Genomic DNA, 22,047 nt, shown 5'->3' with positions numbered 1-22,047 from the left:
CCGGTGACTCAGTACCAGAGGTCGGGGCTGAGCTGGTAGTCGTAGCCGCTGCCGGGCTGCCAGTAGAAGCGGGCCTCGGCCTTGTAGTCGTGGCCCGGGGTCGGGTTGGTGAGGGTGTAGGTGTAGGTGTACTGGCCGGAGTGGCAGGGGAACGAGGTGGAGAGCGCCTGGCTGCCGGTGGTGTAGTCCCAGATGATGATCTGCTCGGTGCAGTTGTTGCTGGCGAAGTTGGTGGTCACCTGCGCCGACACCTGGCCGCCGCCGGCGCTGATGCAGGTCTGCTTCCAGTCCGGGCCGCCGCAGCCGCCGCCGCTCGATGCCGAAGCCGTCCCGGCGCCGGTGAGCGCGATCCCGCCGGCGAGCGCGGTGGTGGCCAGGCCCAGGACGGCCCGACGGATTCCCTTGACGGACATGTGCATTCCCTTCGTAACGCGCCCCCGTCCGGTTGACCGGGGCACGACACGAGGCTCGGTCACGGTGATGGACATTCGATGAGCACGCCGAGCAGCTGCTCGGTCTCGGCCGCGTCGGCGTCGAGATCCAGCCGCCGGAAGTGCTCCAGCGCCTGCCCGAGACAGGCCCTGGCCCGGCTGTGGTGGCCCAGGTCGGCGAGGGCCTGGCCGAGGACGCGCAGCACGGTGCCCTCCAGCATCCCGCCGACGCAGCGCGCCTGCGGAAGTGCCTCCTCCGCGGCCCGGACCGCCGCCGTCGGCCGCCCCGCGGTGAGGTGGATCCGGGCGGTCAGGCCTCCGGTCGCGGCCTGGAAGCCGGGCATGCCGAACGAACGGAACCGGGCCAGGGCGGCTTCCGCCCGCTCCAGGGCCTGCGCGAGGTCACCGCAGAGGTAGAGGATCCGGGCCAGGTAGTAGCTCCCGACGGACGAGGAGATGGACACCTCACCACCGGTCAGCTCGGCACAGCGCTCGCCGGCCGCACGGGCCCGGGAGAGGCGGCCGCACCTCGCGTGGTTGTAGCCGAGCTCGCCGAGTGCGAGGCCCTCGGCGGCCTCGTCGTCGAGCCGGTGGAACAGCGACGCCGCCTCCTCGAGTGGACCGATCGCCGCCTCGAACTCGCACAGCACCCGTGCGTTCGCCCCGAGCAGCAGCAGGACGTTGGCGCGCAGTCGGCGCAGCGCCGCCCGGGCGCACAGCGGCAGGCAACGGCGGAGCTCCTCGCCCGCCGCCGCATAGGAGCCGGCGTGCCAGAGCATGCTGCCGCGGACCGAGCGGGCGAGTGCCTCGGCGTCCCGTTCGCCACGGGCCGGCGCCGCCTCGGCGACCCGGGCCGCCAGGTCGCCGACCGTGCTCACGTAGTCGCGGCCGAACAGGATCGAGCCCATCTTGTCCGTCAGGTCGGCGGCCTGGGCGAGCGGCAGGGCCGCGTCCTGGCAGGCCCGGCGGATCACCGCCTGGTGGAGGTCGGTCTGGTCGCGCAGCCAGGCGGTGGCGTCCTCGACCGTGTCGAAGATCCGGCCCGGCGCGGCGGTTTCCGCCGTGATCAGGCTGCGGCGGGCGTGCTCGACGCGGTGGGCGGTCGCCTCGGCGTTGCGCGCGGTGGCCAGGCAGAAGTCGAGCAGCCGGGCGTACGCGGCCGAGACCTCCGCCGGGGGGTCCTCGTCGGCGCCGCGCCGACGGGCGAAGACCCGCAGCAGGTCGTGGAGCCCGTACCGGTCGGCGGCCGGGGAGTTCAGCAGGTTCAGGTCGACCAGGGTCTCCAGGAGTTCGCGGGTGCGTTCCGGGGAGCGGTCGAGCAGTGCTGCGGCCGGGTCCAGGCCGAGCACGGGCGTGTCCGGAAGGGCGAGCAGTCGCAGGGCGCGGGCCTGTTCGGGGTCGAGCCGGGCGTAGGAGAGCGCCAGGACGGGCTCCACCGCCGTGTGCTGGTGGGCGAGTTCGGCGAGTCGTGTCTGCTCGTCGGCCAGACCGGCGGCCAGGCCGGCCAGGGACTGCGCGGGGTCGGCGGTGAGCCGGGAGCCGACCACCCGTACGGCCAACGGCAGCAGGCCGCAGGCCGTGACGATCGCGGTGGCCGCCTCGGGCTCGGCCTCGGTCCGGGCGCGGCCGACGACGGTGGCGAGCAGGTCCAGCGCTTCGGCCGGCTCCATCGCGTCGAGGTGGAGGTGGTGGGCGCCCGGGAGGCCGGTCAGCCAGACCCGGCTCGTGACCAGGACGGCGCAGGTCCGGGCACCGGGCAGCAACGGGGCGGTCTGCTCGGCGGAGGCTGCGTTGTCGAGCACCACCAGCAGGCGGCGGCCGGCGACTGCGGTGCGGTAGAGCGCGGCGCGCTCGGCCGGGTCGGCCGGGACCTCCCGCTCCGCGACGCCGAGGGCGGTCAGCAGCAGGCCGAGTGCCTCGGCCGGGTCGAGCGGGTCGGCCTGGGCGCCGCGCAGGTCCAGGTGCAGCCGCCCGTCGGGGAACCGCTCGCGCAGGGCGTGGGCGACGTGGACGGCCAGGCTGGTCTTTCCGGCACCCCCGATTCCGTTGACCGCCGCGATGACCACGGCGCCCGGGTCGGGCCGGGTGAGCACAGCGGTCAGCTCCGTGACGGCGCTCTGCCGACCGGTGAAGTCGGCGAGGGGAGGGGGAAGTCGTTCCGGGACCGGGGGCCCGGAGGTGGTCCCCCGGCCGGGGACCGGCTGGTCGTGGGCGGCGGCCGGGCGTGCCGCCAGGCGGGCGTCCGTGCCGAGCGTGGGGTCGGCGCGCCGGATCCGTGCGTGCAGGGCGTCGAGTTCCGGGCAGTCCAGCCCCTCGGTGTGGTAGTCGCGCCGGGCATCGGCGTACGCGGCCCGTGCCTCGGCCGGGCGGCCCGTCAGGTGGTACTCCAGCATCAGCAGGGAGCGGAACCGCTCGCGGAACGGGTGGGCGAACACGGCCTGGTCCAGCTCGACCAGGCAGGACGGGTTGTCCCCCAGGTCGACGTCGAGGGCGAGCCTGGCCTCCAGCGCGTCCACCCGGCGTTCGGTCAGGTGGCGGCGCAGCGCGACGGCGTGGCCTCCGGGCAGTCCGGCCAGCGGCTCGCCGTCGTGCAGGGCCAGGGCCCGGGTCAACAGGTCACGGGCCCGTGGCCGGTCGGCGGCGGCGCGGGCGTCGTCCGCCTGCGAGACGAGGCGGTCGAAGGCGACGGAGTCCAGCGACTCGGCGGGGACGTCGAGGCGGTAGCCGCCGTCGACGGTGACCAGGAGGTGTTCGGCGTGGTGGTCGCGCAGCGCGCGACGCAGCCGGTAGGCGTGGGTGGCCAGGACGGACCTGGGCCGGGCGGGCGGGTTGTCCTCGTCGAAGACGCCCTCGGCGAGGCGGGCGGCGGTCAGTGGCCGGCCCGGGTGGGCGAGCAGCATGGCGAGGAAGGCCTGCTGCTGGCTGCGGCCCAGGTCGAGGCGGCGGCCGCCGGCCCGGGCGGTGAGCGGGCCGAGCAGGTGGAAGTGCAGGTCCGGCGTGCCGGCGGGTGCGCGTTCGGTGGCGGGTGCGGGTGCGGGTGCGGGTGCGGGCTCGGTGGCGGGTGCGCGTTCGGTGGCGGGTGCGCGTTCGGTGGCGATGACGGCTCTCCCGGAGGCTCGTCGGGCCCCGGCCGGGCCTGCGCGCCGGAGCTGGTGGACGGCGGTGGCGCGTGGGGATGCGCAGCGGGCTGAGACTGACCGCGAAGCGCTGGGGGCATGGCGTGTGGGGGCTCAGCAGGCCTCCGGCGCCGGCCGGACGACATGGGGGCTCTCGGTGGAACCCGGGCCGGCGATCCCGCCGTGGAGCCGGCCGCCGACGTGGGTCCGGCCGGGCAGGTGCCGCCGGACGGTACTGCCGCAGGCGCTGCCGATCAGGACGTCCCCGTGGCGCCACGGGCTCAGGCCGGCCCGCGGGTTCCCCGGTACGCCGGTCGCGGCCATCACGACGGCGGTGGTGCCGGCCGACGCGCGGCTGATGCGTGTGATGGTCCCATTCATCTGTTCGTCCTCTTTCCATCGCTGGTGGTCCCGAGTGGCCTGCCTGATCAGACGGTGGTCACGGCCGCCGACGGGATTTTGTGATGGGCCGGTTGACGAGGGATGAACGCTGGCGTTTATTCGCAGACGGATCTTATGCGCGGGCGTTCGAAAGGAGGGCGGAAACAGGCCAGGCGGGACGGCCCACCAAACGGCTCGCGGCCAGGCGCAGGGCGCGGGGCTGATGGTCGCACGCAGCGGCCAGGGCCCGGGCCGCGTCCGGTTCCCGGGCCAGACGCCGGGGACCCACGGCGCGGGACAACAGTTCGATCCCCTCGTCGGGCGTCATCGGGCCGACGGTGACGGTGTGTCCACCGGGCAGCGGTCGGCCGGTGGTGACGAGAGCCGCGCTCCCGGGCTCGGCCGGCAGCAGCGGGCGGACCTGCTCGGCACCGACGGCGCCGTCGAGCAGCACCAGGACGCGCCGTCCGGCGAGCAGCCGGAGGTAGAGCGTGCGCAGGTCGGCGAGACCGGGCGGGACGGCCTGCTCCTCGACGCCCAGGGCCCGCACGAAGCCGGCCAGGACGGCGGCCGGGTCCGCGCCGGGGACTCTCCCGTCCAGGGCGGCGTGGAGCTGACCGTCGGGATAGCCGGGGGCGAGCCGGTGGGCGGCGTGTACGGCGAGCGCGCTCTTGCCGCAGCCGGGCGGCCCGGTGACGGTGACCCAGCGCGGGCCCGGCGCGGCCAGGGCGGCGGCGAGCTCGGCCAGCAAGGCTGCTCGGCCGGTGAAGTCGGCGATGTCCGGCGGGAGCTGGAACGGTCGGCGAACCGGACGCGGGGCGGTCCGGGAGGCCCAGGGCGTCCAGCTCGCCAGGTCCGGGGCCCGGCCGCGGAGGCGTGCCGCCAGGGCCGCCGCCTCACCGCCGGGGGCGGAGCCGGCGAGCAGGGCGAGGGCCTGCTCGGTGCGGCCGGCCCGGGCCAGCGCCAGCGCGTGGGGGACGACGGCGGCCGGCTCCGGCCCGGGATCCGCCGTGAGCGCCGGTCCGAGCCCGACGTCGAGTCCGAGCCCGACGTCGAGCCCGACGTCGAGTCCGAGTTCGACGTCGAGTTCGAGTCGGGCCGACCGGGCCTCCTCCCGGCGCCCGGCCAGCATCCGGCGGTCGTGCTCGGCGAACGGGCCCGGCACGCCGTCCAGGGCCACCGGAGCGGACCACCGGCCGAGCGCGGCTGTGAGCAGGGCGTGGGCACGCTCGGGCTGCCGGTTCCGGCGGGCGGCGGTGGCGGCGGCGAGTTCGGCGAGGAACACCGTGCGGTCGATGTTCGCCGGGTCCACGTCCAGCCGGTACGCCTTGCCGACGTGGCGCAGGACATTGCCACCCTCGACGGTGTCGTCCTCGCCGGCCAGGGTGTTGCGCAGCCGGTACATGGTGGGGGGCAGCCCCCTGGCCCGGTTCGGCGCCTCGTCCGCCTCCTCGCCCCAGACGCCGTCGATGATCTCCGCCACGGGTACCGGCCGCCCGGCGTGGGCGAGCAGGACGGCGAGCACCGCGCGGTCCCGGGCCCGGTTCAGCCGCAGCTCCCGACCGCCGCGCCGGGCCCTGAGCGGTCCGAGCGTGCTGAAGTGCAGCTCCAGTGGGATCCTCCTTGCGCGATCGAATCCGACATCCGGTCATGTTACGGAGACGGAATGCGCCGACAAGGGGGCCGGTCGATATCACGCCATCGACCGTCGAGCGCGGTGGCCGGCCGATCAGGCGTTTCCGTACTCGTCGTGGCGGCGCAGCCAGTGGCTCTCCTCGCCCTCCTCGTGCCGGCCCATCGGGGTCCGGTCGAGGAGGCCGTAGTAGGCCATGGCCGGTTCAAGGCCGCGCGCAGTGGTGACGTACGTCCGGTGGACGGTGCCGTTCGCGAGCGCGTAGGCGCTCAGCCCGGGTCCCTCGGTGACGTATCCGAGCACGTCGGTGCCGCAGGCCGCCGCCATCTGACGCACGGTCGGCGGGATGTCACCCGCGAGGAACGGCCCCAGCTCCTCCTCGGTGTACTGGAAGCCGAGGTCGCGGTGGAAGTCGCTGCCGCCGCTGGAGACCCAGTCGAAGCGCCAGCCCATCCGCTCCCGGTAGGCGAGGAGCTTGTCGATCGGCGCCCGCGAGGAGCAGATCAGCGTCACGTCGCGGGCTTTCAGGTGGACCGCGTTGGGGCTGAGGGTGTCCGCGATCGAGGAGCAGACCGGGCAGCCGGCCTCGTAGGGCGGGCCGAACATGAAGTGGTAGACGAGCAGCTGCGAGCGTCCGCCGAAGAGGTCCGCGAGCGACTTGGTCCCGCCCGCGGTCTCGAAGCCGTAGTCCTTCTCGACCGGCACCCAGGGAAGCTCCCGCCGCTTCCGCGCGAGCTCGTCGCTTCGCCGGGTGAGCTTCTTCTCCTCCGCGAGCAGCTCCGCTCGGGCCGCCTCGAACTCCTCCTGCGTGCCGATCCTGTGCTCGGGCATGGCCATTCCCTCCTGTAGGGGAGCAGAACGCCGCAGCGCGGTGTGCGGTCACCCGCAGTGGCGGGCCGCAGGGCCTGCCACCGGCTGCCCGTCCGGCCGTACATCCACCGTACGCGCGCGGCGGCGGGCCCTCGAGAGCAAGCCGAACGGCCTGCTCGGAGGCGTGATCACGCGGCGGACGGAGGCTGCGCAGGGAGGTGCACAGGAGGGGCTCCCGATTGACCGGGTGACCACCGGAGCCCGGGCCCTCCGTTCACCCGCCCGGGATCACGTTCGACAGCGGCAGGCCCTCGAAGAAGGCCACCGCCTCCTCGCGCCAGTGCGGGCGCCAGCCCCGGGCCTCGGTACGGGCCGCATCGGCGCAGCGGCGCATGTCGGAGCGGAGCTTCCCGTCCACGCCCAGCCGCCGGGCCAGCTCGCGGAGGTGCTCGACCGTGTCGGCGGGGCAGCGCGGGTCACCGAGCGCGGACTCCACCACGGCCCGCTGCGTCTCGTCCGCGGCGGCGAGCAGGGCGCTCACGGCGTAGCTGCGGCGGCCCGCGCGGAGGTCGCTGCCGGTGGACTTGCCGGTGCTGCCGTCGTCGCCGAACAGGTCGAGGTAGTCGTCGCGGAGCTGGCCGCCGATGCCGACCAGGGTCGCGTACCGGCGCAGCCGTGCGTCGTGGCGGGCCACGTCCTCACCCGCGGCGAGCAGCCCCAGTCGCAGCGGGGCGAGCACGGAGTACCGGGTGGACTTGTACTCGCAGACGGTGTGCAGGAACTCCTCGTCCGGGAGTGGCCGGAAGTCGCGTTCGAGGTCGACGATCTGGCCGGTGACCGTCTCGGCGGCGGCGTCGAGCTGTACCTCCAGCATCGCCTGGCGCAGCTCGGCGGGGACGTCCGCGTCCAGCAGGACCCGCATCGAGAGGAAGGCGGCGAGGTCCCCGGCCAGGACGGCCAGGCCGAGGGCGGTGCGGTCCGCCTCCGGGAAGTCCTGGCGGTAGGCGTAGTAGGTGGACGGGCCGCCGCGGCGCAGGGGCGAGTCGTCGATGACGTCGTCGTGGACGAGCCCGTGGGTCTGGAGCAGTTCGATGCTCAGCGCGGCCTCGGCCAGGCCGGGCACCGGGTCGGTGGTCACCAGCCGGGCGGCCTCGTACAGCAGGGCGACCCGCAGCCGCTTGCCGCCGCGCAGGGACAGCTCCCGCAGCAGTTCCAGGCAGCGTGGGGTGAAGCGGCTGAGCGGCGGGGTGTCGAGGCGTTCCGGCAGGGCGGCGAAGTAGGCCGCGAAACGGAGGTCGAACCGGCGCCGGTGTCCGGCGACCCGTTCGCGGGCGGCTGCCATGATCGTCTCGTTCACGGGGCCCACCCTCTCATCCGCCCGGGCCCGCCCGCGCGGCCGGGGCGTGGCCGGGTTCCCGCCGACGTCCCCGGACGGTCGGCGCGCTCGCCGGGTGGTCACGAAGCAGCTGGAGCGACTCGCGCACCGGACCGGGCTGAATCGGGAGTTGATCGAGGCCGGGTGTCGGTGCGTCCGCGTACTGTGGTGTCCGACGGAGGGGAGGGGAGCCGTTGCACAGGGTGCCGCCGGAGATGTTCCGGTTCACGACGGGGGACAGGGCCGAACTCTACGGTGCGATCCTGCAGGCCTTCGGCGCGGCCAACGAGCGGCTGGAGACCGCGCTCGGGCTGGACGAGGTCCGCACCCGGCTGCGGACGGTGGGCTGGCTCGATGCGGTCCACGACGACGACCTCCGGGACGCGCTGCACAAGCTCAGGGAGTGGCAGCTGCTGGACGTGGTCCAGAACCACGCGGAGAACTACCGCACCGCCGAGGAGTACGAGCGCCGCAACCTCCAGTACTCGCTGACCCGGCGCGGCGAGGCCGCGTTCGCCGGGGTCGAGCACGCCCTGTCCGTGCTCGCCTCGACCGGTGCGCTGCAGACGGCGGTGCTGGAGGCGATCACGGACCGGCTCGACGAGCTGTACGTCCTGCTGGGCGACCCGGCGTCCTCGGACCGGCGGGTCTTCACCACGCTGCAGGAGCTGGAGGGCCACCTGGAGGCGCTGCTGGCCAACACCAAGGCGTTCAACGGCGAGTTGCAGCGCCTGCTGCGCGCCGAGGGTGCCGACCTGGCGACCTTTCGCGAGGTGAAGGCCGCGACGGTGGCCTACCTCCAGGAGTTCCTCGTCAACCTGGACCAGCGAGGACAGTCGGTCTCCTCTGCCGTGGAGCGGTTGGAGCAGCGCGGGGTGGGGATGTTGCACGAGCGGGCGCTGCGGGGCGCCGAGCTGCCGCCGGTCGCCGACGGCGATCCCGCGCCGGCCTGGCTGGAGCGGCGACGGGCGCGCTGGGAGGGGCTCCAGGCCTGGTTCCGGCCGGCGGACGGGTCGCGACCGCGGGTGGAGCAGCTGCACGACGTGGCGCGCCGCGCGATCGTGACGCTCCTCCAAGTCCTCGACCGGATCACCGAGTCACGGCGCCGCTCGTCCAGCGCCGTCCAGGACTTCCGCGAGCTCGCCCGCTGGTTCGCCGCGGCGCCCGCCGAGGACGACCTGCACCGGCTGTGGTCGGCCGCCTTCGGTCTCGGCCCGGCCCGCCACGCCCATCTCGCGCATCCCGACCCGGAACTGGTGCCGTCGTCGGCCGGCTGGGCCGAGGCCCCGCCGGTGGAGGTGTCGGCCCTGCTGCGCACCAGCGGCCGCACCGAGCGGTTCACCCGCACCGGCAGGGTGCGCGACATCGGGGGGATCAAGGCCGCCCGGACCGAACGGGCCCGCAAGGAGCGGGCCGAACTCGAAGCGGCCTGGGACGTCCTGGGCACCGACGGGCCGGTGCGGCTCTCCGACTTCGGCATGCTGGATCATGCCGTCTTCGAGCGCCTGCTCGACCTCCTCGGCCGGGCGCTCGCCGAGCGACCGGACGGCAGCGGAGCGCGTCGGGCGGTCACCTCGGACGGCCGCGTCGAGATCGTGCTCCGGCCGCTTCCCGGCGGTGGGCGGGCCGTCCTGCGGACCTCCCGCGGTCGGCTGGAAGGGCCCGACGTCCTGGTGGAGATCCGCAGTCCGGGAGCCCCGCGCGCGGTCACCCGTGAGGACACCGCATGAGCGGGTGGAGCGCGACCACCACCAGGAGCGGCACATGAGCACTCTTGCCAATCAGCTGGTCCTGGCCGAGCGTCAGGACGTCGCCCGCGGCGTCAGACTGCTCCTCGGCCGGCCACTGATCACGGAGCGCGGCGACCCGCCGGCCTTCGAGCTGATCCGCCGCCGGCAGGGCCCGTTGACGAAGTGGTTCGACTACAACTGCGGCTGGCAGCTCGTGGTGGAGCCCCGCCTGGGGTACGCGCGTCTGCTCAAGATCCGGACCGTCCCCGACGGCTCGCGACCCGCCCGCCGGCTGCGGTCCGGCAAGGCGCCGTTCGACCGCCGCCGCTACACCCTGCTGTGCGTCGTCGCGGCCGAGCTGCTCCCGGTCCCGGTGACGACGGTCGGGCTGATCGCCGACCGCGTCGTCCAGGCCTGCGCCACCGACGAGGCACTGCCGCCCTTCGACACGGCGAGCAGGCCCGAGCGCATGGCCTTCGTGGACGTCCTCAAACTGCTGGAGTCCTACGGCGCGCTCCTCACCGTGGACGGCGTCACGGAGAGCTTCGCCGACTCGGCGCAGGCCAAGGTGCTCTACCGGGTGGACGCCACCGTACTGATGCGCCTGCTCGCCGCACCCGTCGGGCCGTCCCGGCTGGCCGTGCCGGCGGAGGAGGTGCCGCTGCGCTTCGAGGAACTCCTGCGCGGCACCGTGCACGAGAGCCGGTACGGCGGCGCCGACGCCTCCGACGCCCAGCGCAACCTCCGGCTGCGGCACACGGTGCTGCGCCGCCTCCTCGACGACCCGGTCCTCCACCACGACGAGCTCCGCGCCGACGAACTCGCCTACCTCACCTCGCCGACCGGGCGCCAGATCGTCCGGCGCGCCGCCGAGCAGGGCGGATTCGTGCTGGAGGAACGGGCCGACGGCCTGCTGCTCGTCGACCCGGACGGGATCGCCACCGACAGCCGCTTCCCGGACGACTCCGCGACGGCCCGCGTCGCCGCCCTGCTCCTGCTGGAACCGCTGACGGCCGCCCCGGGCGGGCTGACACCGGAACAGCTCACCGCCGAGGCGGGCGAACTCCTGCGGCGCTTCCCCCAGTGGGCGAAGAGCTACCAGTCGGAGGACGGCGCCCAGCGCCTCTCGGCCGATGCCGTCCGCGTCCTCGGCGAATTCGGGCTGGCCCGCCGGACCGGCGACCGCACCGTTCCCCGGCCCGCGGCGTTCCGGTACCGGAGCACCGTGACCGACGGCCCCGCAACCTGACCAGGGAGGACTCCCGATGACCGTGACCCAGCTCTCGCAGTCCTCCGCGTTCCGAACGGCGGCGGCAGCGGCGCGGTGGCAGCCCTCCAGGGCCGGCATCCTCAACGTCTGGCGCTACTACGACGAGACCTTCACCTTCCACGAGGGCCGGCTGCTCCTGCGGGGGCAGAACGGCACCGGCAAGTCCAAGGCGCTGGAGGTGCTGCTGCCGTTCCTGCTCGACGCCAGCCTGCGCCCCAACCGGCTCTCCACCTTCGGCGGCTCCGAGCGCACGATGCACTGGAACCTGATGGGCGAGGGCGCCTCCGGCAAGACCCGCGTCGGTTACGTCTGGCTGGAGTTCGTCCACGGCGGCGGCGGCGACCCCGTCCGGTTCACCTGCGGTGCCAGACTCCAGGCCAGCGTGCACACCCCCGGTGTCACCGCCGACTACTTCACCACCAGCGCGCGGATCGACCGCCCCGGCGGCCTCGCCCTGGTCAACGACGCGGGCCAGCCGCTCACCCGCGCGGCCCTGGCCGAAGCCCTGCAGGGCCGGGGCGAACTGCACGGATCACCGGCCGACTACCGCACCACGGTCCGCAGCACGCTCTTCCCCGGGCTGAGCGAGCAGCGCTACGACGCCCTGATCACCGCCCTGCTCCAGCTCCGCACCCCCAAGCTCTCCGAGCGCCTTGATCCTTCACTGCTGTCCTCCCTGCTGTCCCGGGCCCTGCCCCCGCTCGGCCAGGGCGAGATCACCGAACTGGCCGAGGGATTCGAACGCCTCGACCGCCAGCGCGAACACCTGAAGACCCTGGACGACGAGGTGGCCGCGGCCACCGCCGTCGCGAACCAGCAACGGGGCTACGCCCAGCGCGTCCTGCGCGCCGGGGCGGCGGCGCTCATCTCGGCGACGACCGAGATGGACAACCTCACCCGCATCGCCCGGGAGAGCGAGGAGGAGCACGCCGCAGCCCTGCGTCAGCGCGCGGAGGGCAGGGAGGCGAAGGAGGAGCTCGAACACCGGCGGCAGGAGATCGACGGCGCCATCGAGGGGCTGCTCGACTCCGAGGTCTACCGGCAGGGCCAGGAACTCGACCAGCTGCGCCGCAGGGCCGACCACGCTGCCCAGACCGCCGCCCGCATCCGTGCCGCCGCCGACCGGAAGGTCCACGCGGCCACCGAGGACGCCGAGCGCGCCGACGGGGCGAGGCTGCGTGCCGAGCAGCGCGCCGAGCACACCCGCGCCGCCCGGGAGGACACCCGGGCCGCGGCGCGCCGGGCGGCCATGGAGTCGCTCTGCACCGAGGTGCAGACGGTGCTCGGCACCACACCGGGTCCGTCGGGAGACCTCGGGGAACAGGGGCGCACCGCACGACGCCTGCTGCGCGGTGCGGTCGCCTCCCGGCACGGCCAGATCGCCCAGGTCCGCACGGCGCTCGAACACCACGAGCGTTCCGTCGCGGACCGGACCACGGCCGAGCACCACCTCGACACGGCGCGCGAGCGGCTGGCCGAGGTGACCGCGCGCCGCGACGGCAACGCCCGCACCTACGAGTCCGCCGTCGACGCCCACGCCGGCCTGCTCCGCCGGTGGGCGACGGCCGACTGCACCGAGCTGAACATCGGCGACGCCGAGGAACTCGCCTCCCGCGCCGCCGTCGAGACCGACGTTCTCGCGCTGGTCGAGGCCGCCGCCCGTGCGGCGGAGAGCACGATCACCGCCGGCGAGACGACCGTGCGCGCCGGCCGGGACGACGCCCGCGCCGCGCGGGACCGGTGCGCCGAGGAGCTGGAACGCACCGCGGCCGCGGCCGATCTCCCGCCGGTCCCGCCCCGCACCCGCACGGCCGACCGGTCGGCCCTGCCGGGAGCGCCACTGTGGCGGCTGCTGGCGTTCCGGCCGGACGTGCCGCCGGCCGACCAGGCGGGCGTCGAGGCGGCCCTGGAAGCGGCCGGCCTGCTGGACGCCTGGATGACCCCCGACGGCGGCGTCGTCGTCGACGGCCACGACACCCTGGCCGACCCGGCCTCGGCCGTGCCCGCACCGGGCCCCTCGCTGCTCGACGTCCTGTCGCCCGAACCCGACGGCCCGGTGCCGGCCGGTCAGGTGCAACGGCTGCTCGCCGGCATCGCCTACGGCCGCACACTCCCCGCGGGCCACCCGGCCGCCGTGGCGGCCGACGGAAGCTGGCGGCTGGCGGCGGCGGTCGGCTCCTGGACCAAGGAGGAGTCCAGCCACATCGGAGCAGCGGCCCGGGAACGCACCAGGCGGAGGAGGATCGCCGAACTCACCGCAGAACTGGCCGAGGCGGACGCCGCCGTCACCGGTTTCGAGGCACGCCTGCGCACCCTCGCCGACCGCCGGGCGCGCCTCGGCGCGGACCTCCGCTCCCGGCCGCACCACCGGGAGGTGGACCAGGCCAGGCACGCCTGGGAGCGGTCCGAGTCGGAGGTGGGCGCCCGCGAGGACGCCGTCCGCGAAGCCGTCGAACGGCTCGCACGGCAGGAGGGCACGGTCGCGGCCGCGCTGCGCGCACTCGCCGTCGCGTCGGCCGAGCACGCCCTGCCGACCGAACGCGCCGCTCTGGAAGCGACCACTACGGCGGTCGACGCACTGCGCGAGCAGGCCGACGTCTGGCTCGACTCCCACCTCGCGTGGACGGCCGCCCAGCACGCCTGGGACACCGCCCGCAGCCACGCCGAGACGTCCCGGGGCGCGGCAGCCGAGAGCCTGGACGAGGCCGAGGACGCCGAGGCCACCGCCCGGGGGCTCCGGTCGACGCTGCAGGCCGTCGAGAGCACCGTCGGCGAGGACTACCGGCAGGTGGCCGACCGGATCAGCGACCTGCGGCAGGCCTCCGGCCGGACCCGCCGCGAGATCGACACCGGCACCCGGGCGCTCCTCGTCCTGGAAGGCAGGATCGGCGCGCTGAGCGCCACCACGGCCCAGGACGCGGCCCGGCGCGACGACGCCGTGACGGCCCGCAACGAGGCCGCCCGCGCCTTCCGGCGCCTCTGCGTCCTCGGATTCCCCGAGGACGCGGGCCTCGGCGTCGTCCTCACCTCCGCGGACGGCACCCGGGCCACCCTCGAGGCGGCGCGCGAGACCGCTGCCACGTGGCCCGGCCTGCCGCACGGGACCAGGAACCTCGGCGACGCCCTGAACCGTCTCTCCGAAGCCGTGCACCGCGCCCGCCAGAGCCTCAGCAGCCGTGCCGACCTCGAACTCGAAGCCGAGGCGGACATCCACGTCCTCACCGCCACCGTCGACGGCATCCGGGTCGGGGCGAGCAGCCTGCTCTCCATCCTCACCGGCGACCGTGACCGCAGCCAGGACGACATCACGGCCGCCGAACGCGGTCTCTTCGACCGGACCCTCACCGGCGACACCCGCCGCCACCTCGCCTCCCGCATCCGCCAGGCCGGTGAGCTCGTCGAGCGGATGAACGGCCACCTCGAACGGGTTCGCACCGCCTCACGGGTGGCCGTCCGCCTGGTGTGGCAGATCCACCCCGACCTGCCCGCCGGCACCCGGACGGCCCGTGAACTGCTGCTCAAGGACCCGGCCCGGATCACCGAGGCCGACCGCGAGGCGTTGCACGCGTTCTTCCGCGGCCGCATCGAGGAGGCCAAGACCCGCAACACGGCCGCCACGTGGGAGGAGCAGCTCGCCGAGGTCCTCGACTACACGGCCTGGCACCAGTTCGTCGTCAAGCTGGACCGTGCCAACGGCTCCGGGTGGCAACTGCTCACCAAGAAGCTCCACGGCGCGCTGTCGGGCGGCGAGAAGGCCATCGCCCTCCACCTCCCGCTCTTCGCCGCCGTGGCGGCCCACTACGAGGCGGTGCCGGAGGCCCCGCGGCTGATCCTCCTCGACGAGGTCTTCGTCGGCGTCGACACCGTCAACCGCGGGCAGGTCTTCGCCCTCCTCGCGGCACTCGACCTCGACCTGGTGCTCACGTCGGACCACGAGTGGTGCACCTACCGGGAGCTCTCCGGCATCGCCGTCCACCAGCTGATCACCGGAGGCGACGGCGACGACGCCGTCACCAGCGCCCGCTTCACCTGGACGGGCACCGACCTCGTGCCCGACGACGCCGGCGCGGACGGACCGGCATGACGGACCGCCACCCCCTCGACGTCCCCGAACTCCGGCCCCTCTGGTCGGCCGTCCACGACCGCCTCTCGACCGGCCGGCCCGTCAGCCGGGTGAGGTCCGGACCGCTCGACGACGCCGGCCGGGAGGCCCTGGCCGACCTCCTCGGACTCGACCGGCTCCCCGGCGCCGAACCGACGATCCCGCTCGCCGGCCTCGACGGCGCCGTGCTGGACGCCTGCGGCCGGCCCGTCCGGGAGGTGGTGACCGCGATCCTCGGCCCGATCCCCGACCGCGCCGCCGAGCGCGAACGCAGGACCGGTGAGCGCGACGCCCTGTGGCGGTGGCTGGCCGGCCATGAGGTGGTCACCGCCCAGCCCGTTCTCCTGGAATGGGCCGGCCACCTGCGGACCAACGGCCTCGTCGACGGGTCACCCGACCGGACCCGGGGCCTCCTGACCGCCGCACTGACCGTCCTTGCCGCACTCCCGGCCGGCGGCGAGCCCCTGCCGGTCCTCGCCGCCCGCCTCCTCGACGGCGACTCCCACGCCCTCGACGACGGCACCCGGCTGTCCTCTCTCGTCCTGCGCGCCCTGGCGGTGCTGTACGGCACGGACATGCCGGACGCCGCCGAGGGGCGACGCGCACTCTGGAGCCGGGCCGGCGTGGCGGACGACGACCTGTCCGCCACCGTGCTCGCCGTCGGTCTCCGCCCCGGAGGAGACGGCCCGGTCGCCAGGATCTCCCGGATCTGCGCCGAAGCAGGTCACCCCGTCGGCCTCACCCTCGCCCAACTCCGTTCACCCGGCGGGTTCACCGGCCCCGCAGGACCGGTGCACGTCACCGAGAACCCCAGCGTGCCGGCCCTGGCCCTACGCCGCTTCGGCCCCCGTTGCCCGCCGCTCGTCTGTACCTCCGGCTGGCCCAACACCGCCGTGATCCACCTGCTGCGCCGACTCGCCGACGAGGGAGCCTCCCTGCGCTACCACGGCGACTTCGACGGCGAGGGCATCCGCATCGCGGCCCACGTCCTCGCCAAGACCGGAGCCGTCCCGTGGCGCATGGCATCCGAGGACTACCGGACCGCCGCGGCCCGGGTTCCCGCAGCCCCCGATCCCGGGCGCCTCACACCCGCACCGTGGGACGGGGCACTCGTCGACGCGATGGCCGAACGGCGCATCGCCGTGGTCGAGGAGGTGGTCGCCGACCTGCTGCTCGACGACTTGGCAGGCCATCGGCACGAGCAGGAGTGACAGCGCCGGCACGAGGTGAGGTTCTGCGAACAGGCCGATGCCTGGACGGAACCTCGCCCGGGTGGCCCGCCCCGGCGCCGCCGGCCGACCGGGCGCGGGCCGGCGGCCGGCCGTTCCCCGCCCGGTGGGTGGCTTCAGCCGAGGGCCGGGTAGTCGGTGTAGCCGGTCTCGCCGCCCACGTACATCAGGTGCGCGTCCCGGATCGGGTTGAGCGGCGCCCCGGTGCGCAGCCGGGTGACCAGGTCGGGGTTGGCCAGGAAGGAGCGGCCGAGGGAGACCAGGTCGGCGCCCGCGTCGAGCAGGCGCTCGGCGGCGGCGCGGCCGCCGTCGGCGGGCAGCGGGCCGGGCCAGGGAAGGGCCGGATTCGCGATCAGCCGGCCGGACCAGGCGTTTCGCAGGGTGCGGAAGAGCGGCTGGTCCGGGTCGGCGAAGACGACGTGCAGGTAGGCCGGGCCCAGCCCGTCGAGCTCCCGGAGGAGTGCCGGGTAGACCTCGTCGACGTCGTCCTCCGCCATGTCGTTGGCGGTGACGCCGGGGGCGATGCGTACCCCGACCCGTTCGGCGCCGATCGCCTCGACGACCGCGCGGACCACCTCGACGGTGAAGCGGATGCGGTTGGCGACCGTCCCGCCGTAGCCGTCGGTGCGGTGGTTGGTGTGGTGGGAGAGGAACTGGTGGAGCAGGTACCCGTTCGCGGCGTGGACCTCGACCCCCGCGAAGCCGGCGGCCACCGCCCGGCGCGCCGCGGCGGCGAAGTCGGCCACGGTGGCGCGGATCTCCTGCTCGGTCATCTCGCGCGGCACGACGTTCTCCCGGTGCCCGGACGGGGTGACGATCGTGCCGGGCAACGGCACCGGTGACGGGGCGAGCGGGTGGTGCCCGCTGGTCTCGGGGTGCCCGACCCGGCCTCCGTGCTGCAGCTGGAGGAACATCTGCCCGCCCGCCGCCCGGACGGCGTCGGTGACGCGGCGCCACCCGGCCACGTGCGAATCGTCGTGCATCGCCGGGATGTTGGGGTACGTGGCGCCCACCGCGTTCGGCGTCGTGGCCTCGGCGATGATCAGCCCGGCGGACGCGCGCTGGGCGTAGTAGGTGGCCATGATCGGCTCCGGTACGCCGTCGGCGCCCGCGCGGTTGCGCGTCATGGGGGCCATCACGAGGCGGTTCGTCAGCCGGAGGGCGCCCAGGCGGGTGGGCTGGAACAGCGGGGACTCCGTGCCGGCCGCCTCGGTGTCCGTGGCCGCCGTAACCGCGGTGTGCGTGCTCATGATCGTGCTCCTTCGTCGTCCGTGGTGGTGTCTGCCGGGCCGTCCGGCCGGCTGATCCGACGATCCCGCAGCCCGCTTCGGCTCTGCTGATGCTCTGCTGACGGTCCGACGGCAGTCCGGACCGATCAGTCGATGATCATCATGTGTAGGGTGGGCCCCATGAGGTTCGGGGTGCTCGGCCCGCTGGCAGTGTGGGACGACGACGACAGGCCCGTGCGGGTGCCCGAGACCAAGGTGCGCGCCCTGCTGGCCGACCTGTTGCTGCACGAGGGCCGGCCGGTGCCGCCCGACCGCCTCGTCGACGACATCTGGGGGGACGCCGCGCCCGCCAACCCCGCCAACGCGCTCCAGGCCAAGGTCTCCCAACTGCGGCGGGCGATCGGCCGCGACCGGGTGACCCACCAGCCGGCCGGGTACCGGATCCGTCTCGACGGCGCCACCGAGGTCGACGACGCCCGCTTCCGGGCCCTGGCGGAACAGGCCCGCGGCGAGACCGACGTCCGCGCCCGGGCGGCCGCACTCACGCAGGCGCTGGACCTGTGGCGCGGCCGCCCGTACGCCGACTTCGCCGACGAGGAGTTCGTCCGCCCGGCCGCCCAGCGGCTGGCCGAGGAACGGCTCGCCGTCGTCGAGGAACTGGCGGAGGCCCGACTGGACCTCGGCGATCCGCTGCTGCTCGGCGAGGTGGCCGAACTGGTGGACCGCCACCCCCTGCGGGAGCGCCTGCGCGCCGTACAGATGCGGGCCCTGTACCGGGCCGGCCGGCAGAGCGAGGCCGTCGCCGCGTACGGCGAGCTGCGGGCGCTGCTCGTCGACGAGCTGGGTCTCGACCCGAGCCCCGAACTGGCGGCGTTGCACGAGGCGATCCTGCGACAGGACGCCGCCCTGCTGCCCGCCGCCGTGCCGGACGTCCGTCCGGTCCCGGCCCGCCCGCTCGACGAGCCCCCCGGCGCGGCCGCCGTCCGCGACCCGGATCCGGGCGCGTTCCGCCACACGAACCTGCCCGCCCCGCGGACCACGCTCGTCGGGCGCGGCCCCGCACTGGACGCCCTCGCCCGTCTCGTCCGTACCGAGCGTCTGGTCACGCTCACCGGCCCCGGGGGAGTGGGCAAGACCCGGCTCGCGCTGGCCCTCGCACACCGCCTCGCGGACGATCCCGGAGGCGGCGCACCGGACGGGGTGCGGCTCGTCGAGCTCGCGGCCCTGCCCGCCGACGCCGCCGACCTCGCCCAGGCGGTGGCCGCGGCGCTCGGCATCCGCCAGACCGCCGGACAGGCTGCGCCCGCGGCCGACCCCCTCCCCGCGCTGGCCGCCGTCCTGCGCGACCGCCGGGCCCTGCTCGTCCTCGACAACTGCGAACACGTGATCGAGCCGGCCGCCGACCTCGTCGCGACGCTGCTGGACGGGGCACCGGGGCTGAAAGTCCTCGCCACCAGCCGGGAGTCGCTGCGGCTGCCCGGCGAGGCGGTGTTCCCCGTCGCCCCGCTCGACCCGGTGGCCGCCGCGCAGCTGTTCGCCGAACGGGCCGCCGCGGCCGCGCCCGGGTTCGTCCCGCCTGCCGGTGACGGGACGCGGCCCGGAGGATCGGGAGATGCCGAGGCGCGGCCCGAAGGAACGGGAGACGACGGGACGCGGGCCGCCATCGCCGAGATCTGCCACCGCCTGGACGGCATCCCGCTCGCCCTGGAACTCGCGGCCACCCGCGTGCGGGCCATGGGCGTGCAGGAGCTGGCAGCCCGCATCGGCGACCGTTTCCGGGTCCTCGGTTCCGGGCAGCGCGGTCTCCCGGCCCGGCAACAGACCCTGCGCGCGGTGATCGACTGGAGCTGGGACCTGCTCACCGCGTCCGAGCAGGCCGTCCTGCGGCGGCTGGCCGTCCCCGTCGGCGGCTGCTCCCTGCAAGCGGCCGAGGCGGTGTGTGCCTCGCACGACCTCACCCCTGACGACGTCCTCGACCTGGTCGGCCGGCTGGTCGACCGCTCGCTCGTCGAGGCCTCGCACACCGGCGACGGCCCGCGCTACGGCCTGCTCGAATCCGTCGCCGCCTACGCCCGCGACCGGCTCCACGAGGCGGGGGAGTCCTCGGCCACCGCGGCCCGCCACGCCGCGTACTTTCGCGACCTGGCCGAACAGGCCGACGTCTCCCTGCGCGGGCCGGGACAGCGCCGCCAACTCGTCGGCCTGGATGCGGAGGCCGCCAACATCCGCGCCGCGCTCGACCACCTCGTGCGCACCGGCGACCCGGACGGCGCCGCCCGCATGGCCGCAGCCCTGTGCCCCTGGTGGCTGCTGCGCGGCCGCCTCCACGAGGCCCGACGCGCCCTCGCCGCCGTCCTGGACGCCGTCACCCGCCATCCGGCCGCCGCACCCGCGTCCGCCTCGGGCGCTGCTTCAGCTCCGGCCTCCGCTCCGGCCGCCGCCGAACTCCACATCCTGCACGCCGCGTTCGCCATGCTCACCGGCCACCGTCCGCCCGTGGGGGACTGCCCCGAGGCGGACATCGTCGACCCCGTCCGGCGCGGCCGGGCCCTGTGGCTGTTCGCCTACGGCCTCCACCACGCCGGTGACCCGGTCGCGGCGGGTGCTGTCGGCGCCCGCGCCCTCGACCACTGCGCCTCCGCCGGCGACCGCTGGGGCACCGCCGCGGTGCACGCCCTGCTGGCCCGGACCGCGCTGGCCACCGGCGACCTGGCGGCAGCCCGCCGCGACGGCCGCACGGCCGCCGCAGACTTCCGCGAACTCGGCGACGAATGGGGCGAGTTGCAGACCGTGCCGCCCCTCGCCGCGCTCGCCGAGATCGAGGGCGACTACGCCGACGCCGAATCCCGCCACACGGCCGGGCTGCGCCTCGCCGAGCAGCTCGGCCTGGCCGTGGAAGCCTCCGCCTGCCTGGCGGGCCTCGGCCGCCTCGCGCTCCTCACCGGCGACTGGGAGCGGGCCCGGCTGCTCCACGAGCGGGCCCGCCGAGCGGCCGTCGAGCAGGGTCATCTCTTCGGTGAGGTGTTCGCCGTCATGGGCCTGGCCCTCGGCGCGCGCCGCGCCGGTGACCTCGACGACGCGGAACGCCACCTCACGGCGATGCGGGACGACTACCCGTCGTCGACCGCGGGAAAGCACCTGATCGAGGTGGAACTCGGCTTCGTCGCCGAACTCCGCGGCCTGCCCGTGCAGGCCGCCGCCCACCAGGCACGCGGCCTGGCCCACGCCCGGCAGCTGGCCGAGCCGCGCGCCCTCGCCCTCTCCCTGGAAGGCACGGCCGGTGCGGCCGCGGCCGGCGGCGGCACGTCCGCGGCCACCCGCGCGGCGCTGCTCCTCGGCGCCGCGGACGCCGCCCGACGAAGCACCGGCGGCCCGCTTCCTCCCGGCGAACGCGCGGACGTGGACCGGATCGGCTCCGCGGTTCGCACCGCCCTCGGCGCGGCCCGCTTCGCCGCGGCCTTCGAGGAGGGTGCGTCCCTCCCCCTCCCGGTCGCCGTCCGCACCGCCACCGCATCCTGAACGACACGGCGTCCGAACGTCCGCGCGGACGGCGCGTTCCGCCTGGCACCGTCAGGCGGTGCCGCCGCCCCAGCGGACGGCGGCCGCGCCCGCGTAGTCGCCGGCGTGGGCGAAGCCGCCCAGCACCACCAGGTCGCCGTCCTTCACCTGGCCGGAGCGCAGCGCCCGGTCCAGGGTGACGGGGATGGCGGCACCGAAGAGGTTGCCGCACTGGTCGAAGGTGTCGGGGTGCCGCTCGGGCGGGAGTCCGAGCGACCGCCGCCAGTTCCCCAGGAAGGTGCGGTTGGGCTGGTTGGTGACCAGCAGGTCGATCTCCGCGGTGGGGACGCCGATCCGCGCGCAGACCTCGGAGACCAGGTCGGGCACCAGCCGGTTGCCGCGTTCGAGGACGGTGTCGACGCTCTCCTCGGTGAAGCCGATCCGCAGCTGGGACCGCCCCGGTTCCCAGTACCGCCGGCCGTCCTCCAGGACGGCGGTCATGTCGCCGCCGTGAGCGCCGATGTGGCGGCCGGCCACGGCCAGCACCGGCGAGGCCGCCGACGTGGTGAGGTAGCCGACTCCGCAGCCGTCCCCGGGGATCGCGGCCTGGGCGAGCCGGCGCACCTCGGACTGGGTGAAGAGCTGCCCGGCGGCGGTCTGCGCGTTGCAGATCAGCGCCGTCCTCGCCTCGGTGGTGCGGAGGATCTGCCCGGCCAGTTCCAGCATGTGCACGAAGGAGGCGCAGCCCGCGTTGGCCACGTCGACCAGCCAGGACGGGTTGAGGCCGAGCCGGCGGGCGACCTCGGTGCCGGCTCCGACGAACGGGCTGTCCGGCAGCTGGCTGTGCACCAGCAGGACGTCCACCGCACGGATCTCGGCCCGGCCGTGCCGCTCGATCAGCGGCTGGACGGCCTGTTCCACCAGGTCCACGTTGCTCTCCCCGGCGACATGGTGCCGCAGCGCCGGGACGCGGAACATCGGGCTGTCCCTGAGCCTGTCCTCCGCCCCCGGCCGGCCGGTGTAGAACGCGGCGGGCACCGGTTCCCCGGGCAGGTGCCCGGAGACGTCGGTGAGACTGACGGTCTTCACTCGGCCCCCGCCCCCGCGCCCGGCTCCGCGGCGGCGGCCGCCGACCGCGGCGGCACGCTCACCGGCAGGCCATGGCGGTGCCGGTGCTCCAGGATCGCCTTGAGGTTGGCCATCTCCACCGTGTGCCCCGCGTAGAAGAGGTCCCAGTAGGTGC

At 75.2% G+C, this 22,047-nt stretch carries 13 protein-coding genes; 5 read left to right on the top strand and 8 right to left on the bottom strand.

Going from position 1 to position 22,047, the window contains the following annotated elements; all coding sequences use genetic code 11:
* Window positions 1-8: 8 nt before the first annotated feature.
* The 6 genes from ABZ885_RS03895 to ABZ885_RS03870 all read right to left on the bottom strand — a co-directional run bounded on the left by ABZ885_RS03895 (window position 9) and on the right by ABZ885_RS03870 (window position 7,713).
* Complete coding sequence (locus tag ABZ885_RS03895) at window positions 9-413, bottom strand: hypothetical protein (protein ID WP_360183051.1); 405 nt, start codon at window positions 411-413, stop codon at window positions 9-11.
* 59 nt (window positions 414-472) lie between these two features.
* Window positions 473-3,364, bottom strand: a complete 2,892-nt coding sequence (locus ABZ885_RS03890; protein WP_360183099.1) for a BTAD domain-containing putative transcriptional regulator — start codon at window positions 3,362-3,364, stop codon at window positions 473-475.
* Window positions 3,365-3,661: 297 nt separating this feature from the next.
* A complete protein-coding gene (locus tag ABZ885_RS03885; RefSeq protein ID WP_360183049.1) occupies window positions 3,662-3,928 on the bottom strand; it encodes a hypothetical protein in 267 nt (88 codons plus the stop codon).
* Between the two features lie 133 nt (window positions 3,929-4,061).
* Complete coding sequence (locus ABZ885_RS03880; RefSeq protein ID WP_360183047.1) at window positions 4,062-5,453, bottom strand: BTAD domain-containing putative transcriptional regulator; 1,392 nt, start codon at window positions 5,451-5,453, stop codon at window positions 4,062-4,064.
* Window positions 5,454-5,657: 204 nt separating this feature from the next.
* Entirely contained in the window at window positions 5,658-6,392 is a 735-nt protein-coding gene (locus ABZ885_RS03875) for a DUF899 domain-containing protein (protein ID WP_360183045.1), read from the bottom strand.
* A gap of 253 nt (window positions 6,393-6,645) precedes the next feature.
* Window positions 6,646-7,713 carry a polyprenyl synthetase family protein gene (locus tag ABZ885_RS03870; RefSeq protein ID WP_360183097.1) on the bottom strand — a complete coding sequence of 356 codons (1,068 nt, stop codon included), beginning with the start codon at window positions 7,711-7,713 and terminating at the stop codon, window positions 6,646-6,648.
* Window positions 7,714-7,961: 248 nt separating this feature from the next.
* On the opposite strand from ABZ885_RS03870, the gene ABZ885_RS03865 reads away from it, so the two are divergent.
* Genes ABZ885_RS03865 through ABZ885_RS03850 form a run of 4 tightly spaced genes read left to right on the top strand, consistent with a single transcriptional unit; the run spans window position 7,962 to window position 16,059 of the window.
* A complete protein-coding gene (locus ABZ885_RS03865; RefSeq protein ID WP_360183043.1) occupies window positions 7,962-9,476 on the top strand; it encodes a TIGR02677 family protein in 1,515 nt (504 codons plus the stop codon).
* Between the two features lie 34 nt (window positions 9,477-9,510).
* Complete coding sequence (locus tag ABZ885_RS03860; RefSeq protein WP_360183041.1) at window positions 9,511-10,725, top strand: TIGR02678 family protein; 1,215 nt, start codon at window positions 9,511-9,513, stop codon at window positions 10,723-10,725.
* 16 nt (window positions 10,726-10,741) lie between these two features.
* Window positions 10,742-14,830: a TIGR02680 family protein gene (locus ABZ885_RS03855; RefSeq protein WP_360183039.1), complete on the top strand. Its 4,089-nt coding sequence runs from the start codon at window positions 10,742-10,744 to the stop codon at window positions 14,828-14,830.
* Window positions 14,827-16,059 (top strand): TIGR02679 family protein, encoded by a 1,233-nt coding sequence (locus tag ABZ885_RS03850; RefSeq protein WP_360183037.1) that lies wholly within the window; start codon window positions 14,827-14,829, stop codon window positions 16,057-16,059. Before ABZ885_RS03855 ends, ABZ885_RS03850 begins: the two co-directional genes overlap by 4 nt.
* A gap of 134 nt (window positions 16,060-16,193) precedes the next feature.
* On the opposite strand, the gene ABZ885_RS03845 is transcribed toward ABZ885_RS03850, so the two are convergent.
* Window positions 16,194-17,327 carry an alkene reductase gene (locus tag ABZ885_RS03845; protein ID WP_360183035.1) on the bottom strand — a complete coding sequence of 378 codons (1,134 nt, stop codon included), beginning with the start codon at window positions 17,325-17,327 and terminating at the stop codon, window positions 16,194-16,196.
* Between the two features lie 159 nt (window positions 17,328-17,486).
* On the opposite strand from ABZ885_RS03845, the gene ABZ885_RS03840 reads away from it, so the two are divergent.
* Complete coding sequence (locus tag ABZ885_RS03840) at window positions 17,487-20,825, top strand: BTAD domain-containing putative transcriptional regulator (protein ID WP_360183033.1); 3,339 nt, start codon at window positions 17,487-17,489, stop codon at window positions 20,823-20,825.
* A gap of 51 nt (window positions 20,826-20,876) precedes the next feature.
* Here ABZ885_RS03840 and ABZ885_RS03835 read toward each other — a convergent pair whose 3' ends face one another.
* Entirely contained in the window at window positions 20,877-21,893 is a 1,017-nt protein-coding gene (locus tag ABZ885_RS03835; protein WP_360183031.1) for a 3-oxoacyl-[acyl-carrier-protein] synthase III C-terminal domain-containing protein, read from the bottom strand.
* Between the last annotated feature and the right edge of the window lie 154 nt (window positions 21,894-22,047).

This window comes from Kitasatospora sp. NPDC047058 (assembly GCF_040643935.1).
Lineage (GTDB): Bacteria > Actinomycetota > Actinomycetes > Streptomycetales > Streptomycetaceae > Kitasatospora.
This window is presented reverse-complemented; position numbering and strand designations above follow the sequence as displayed.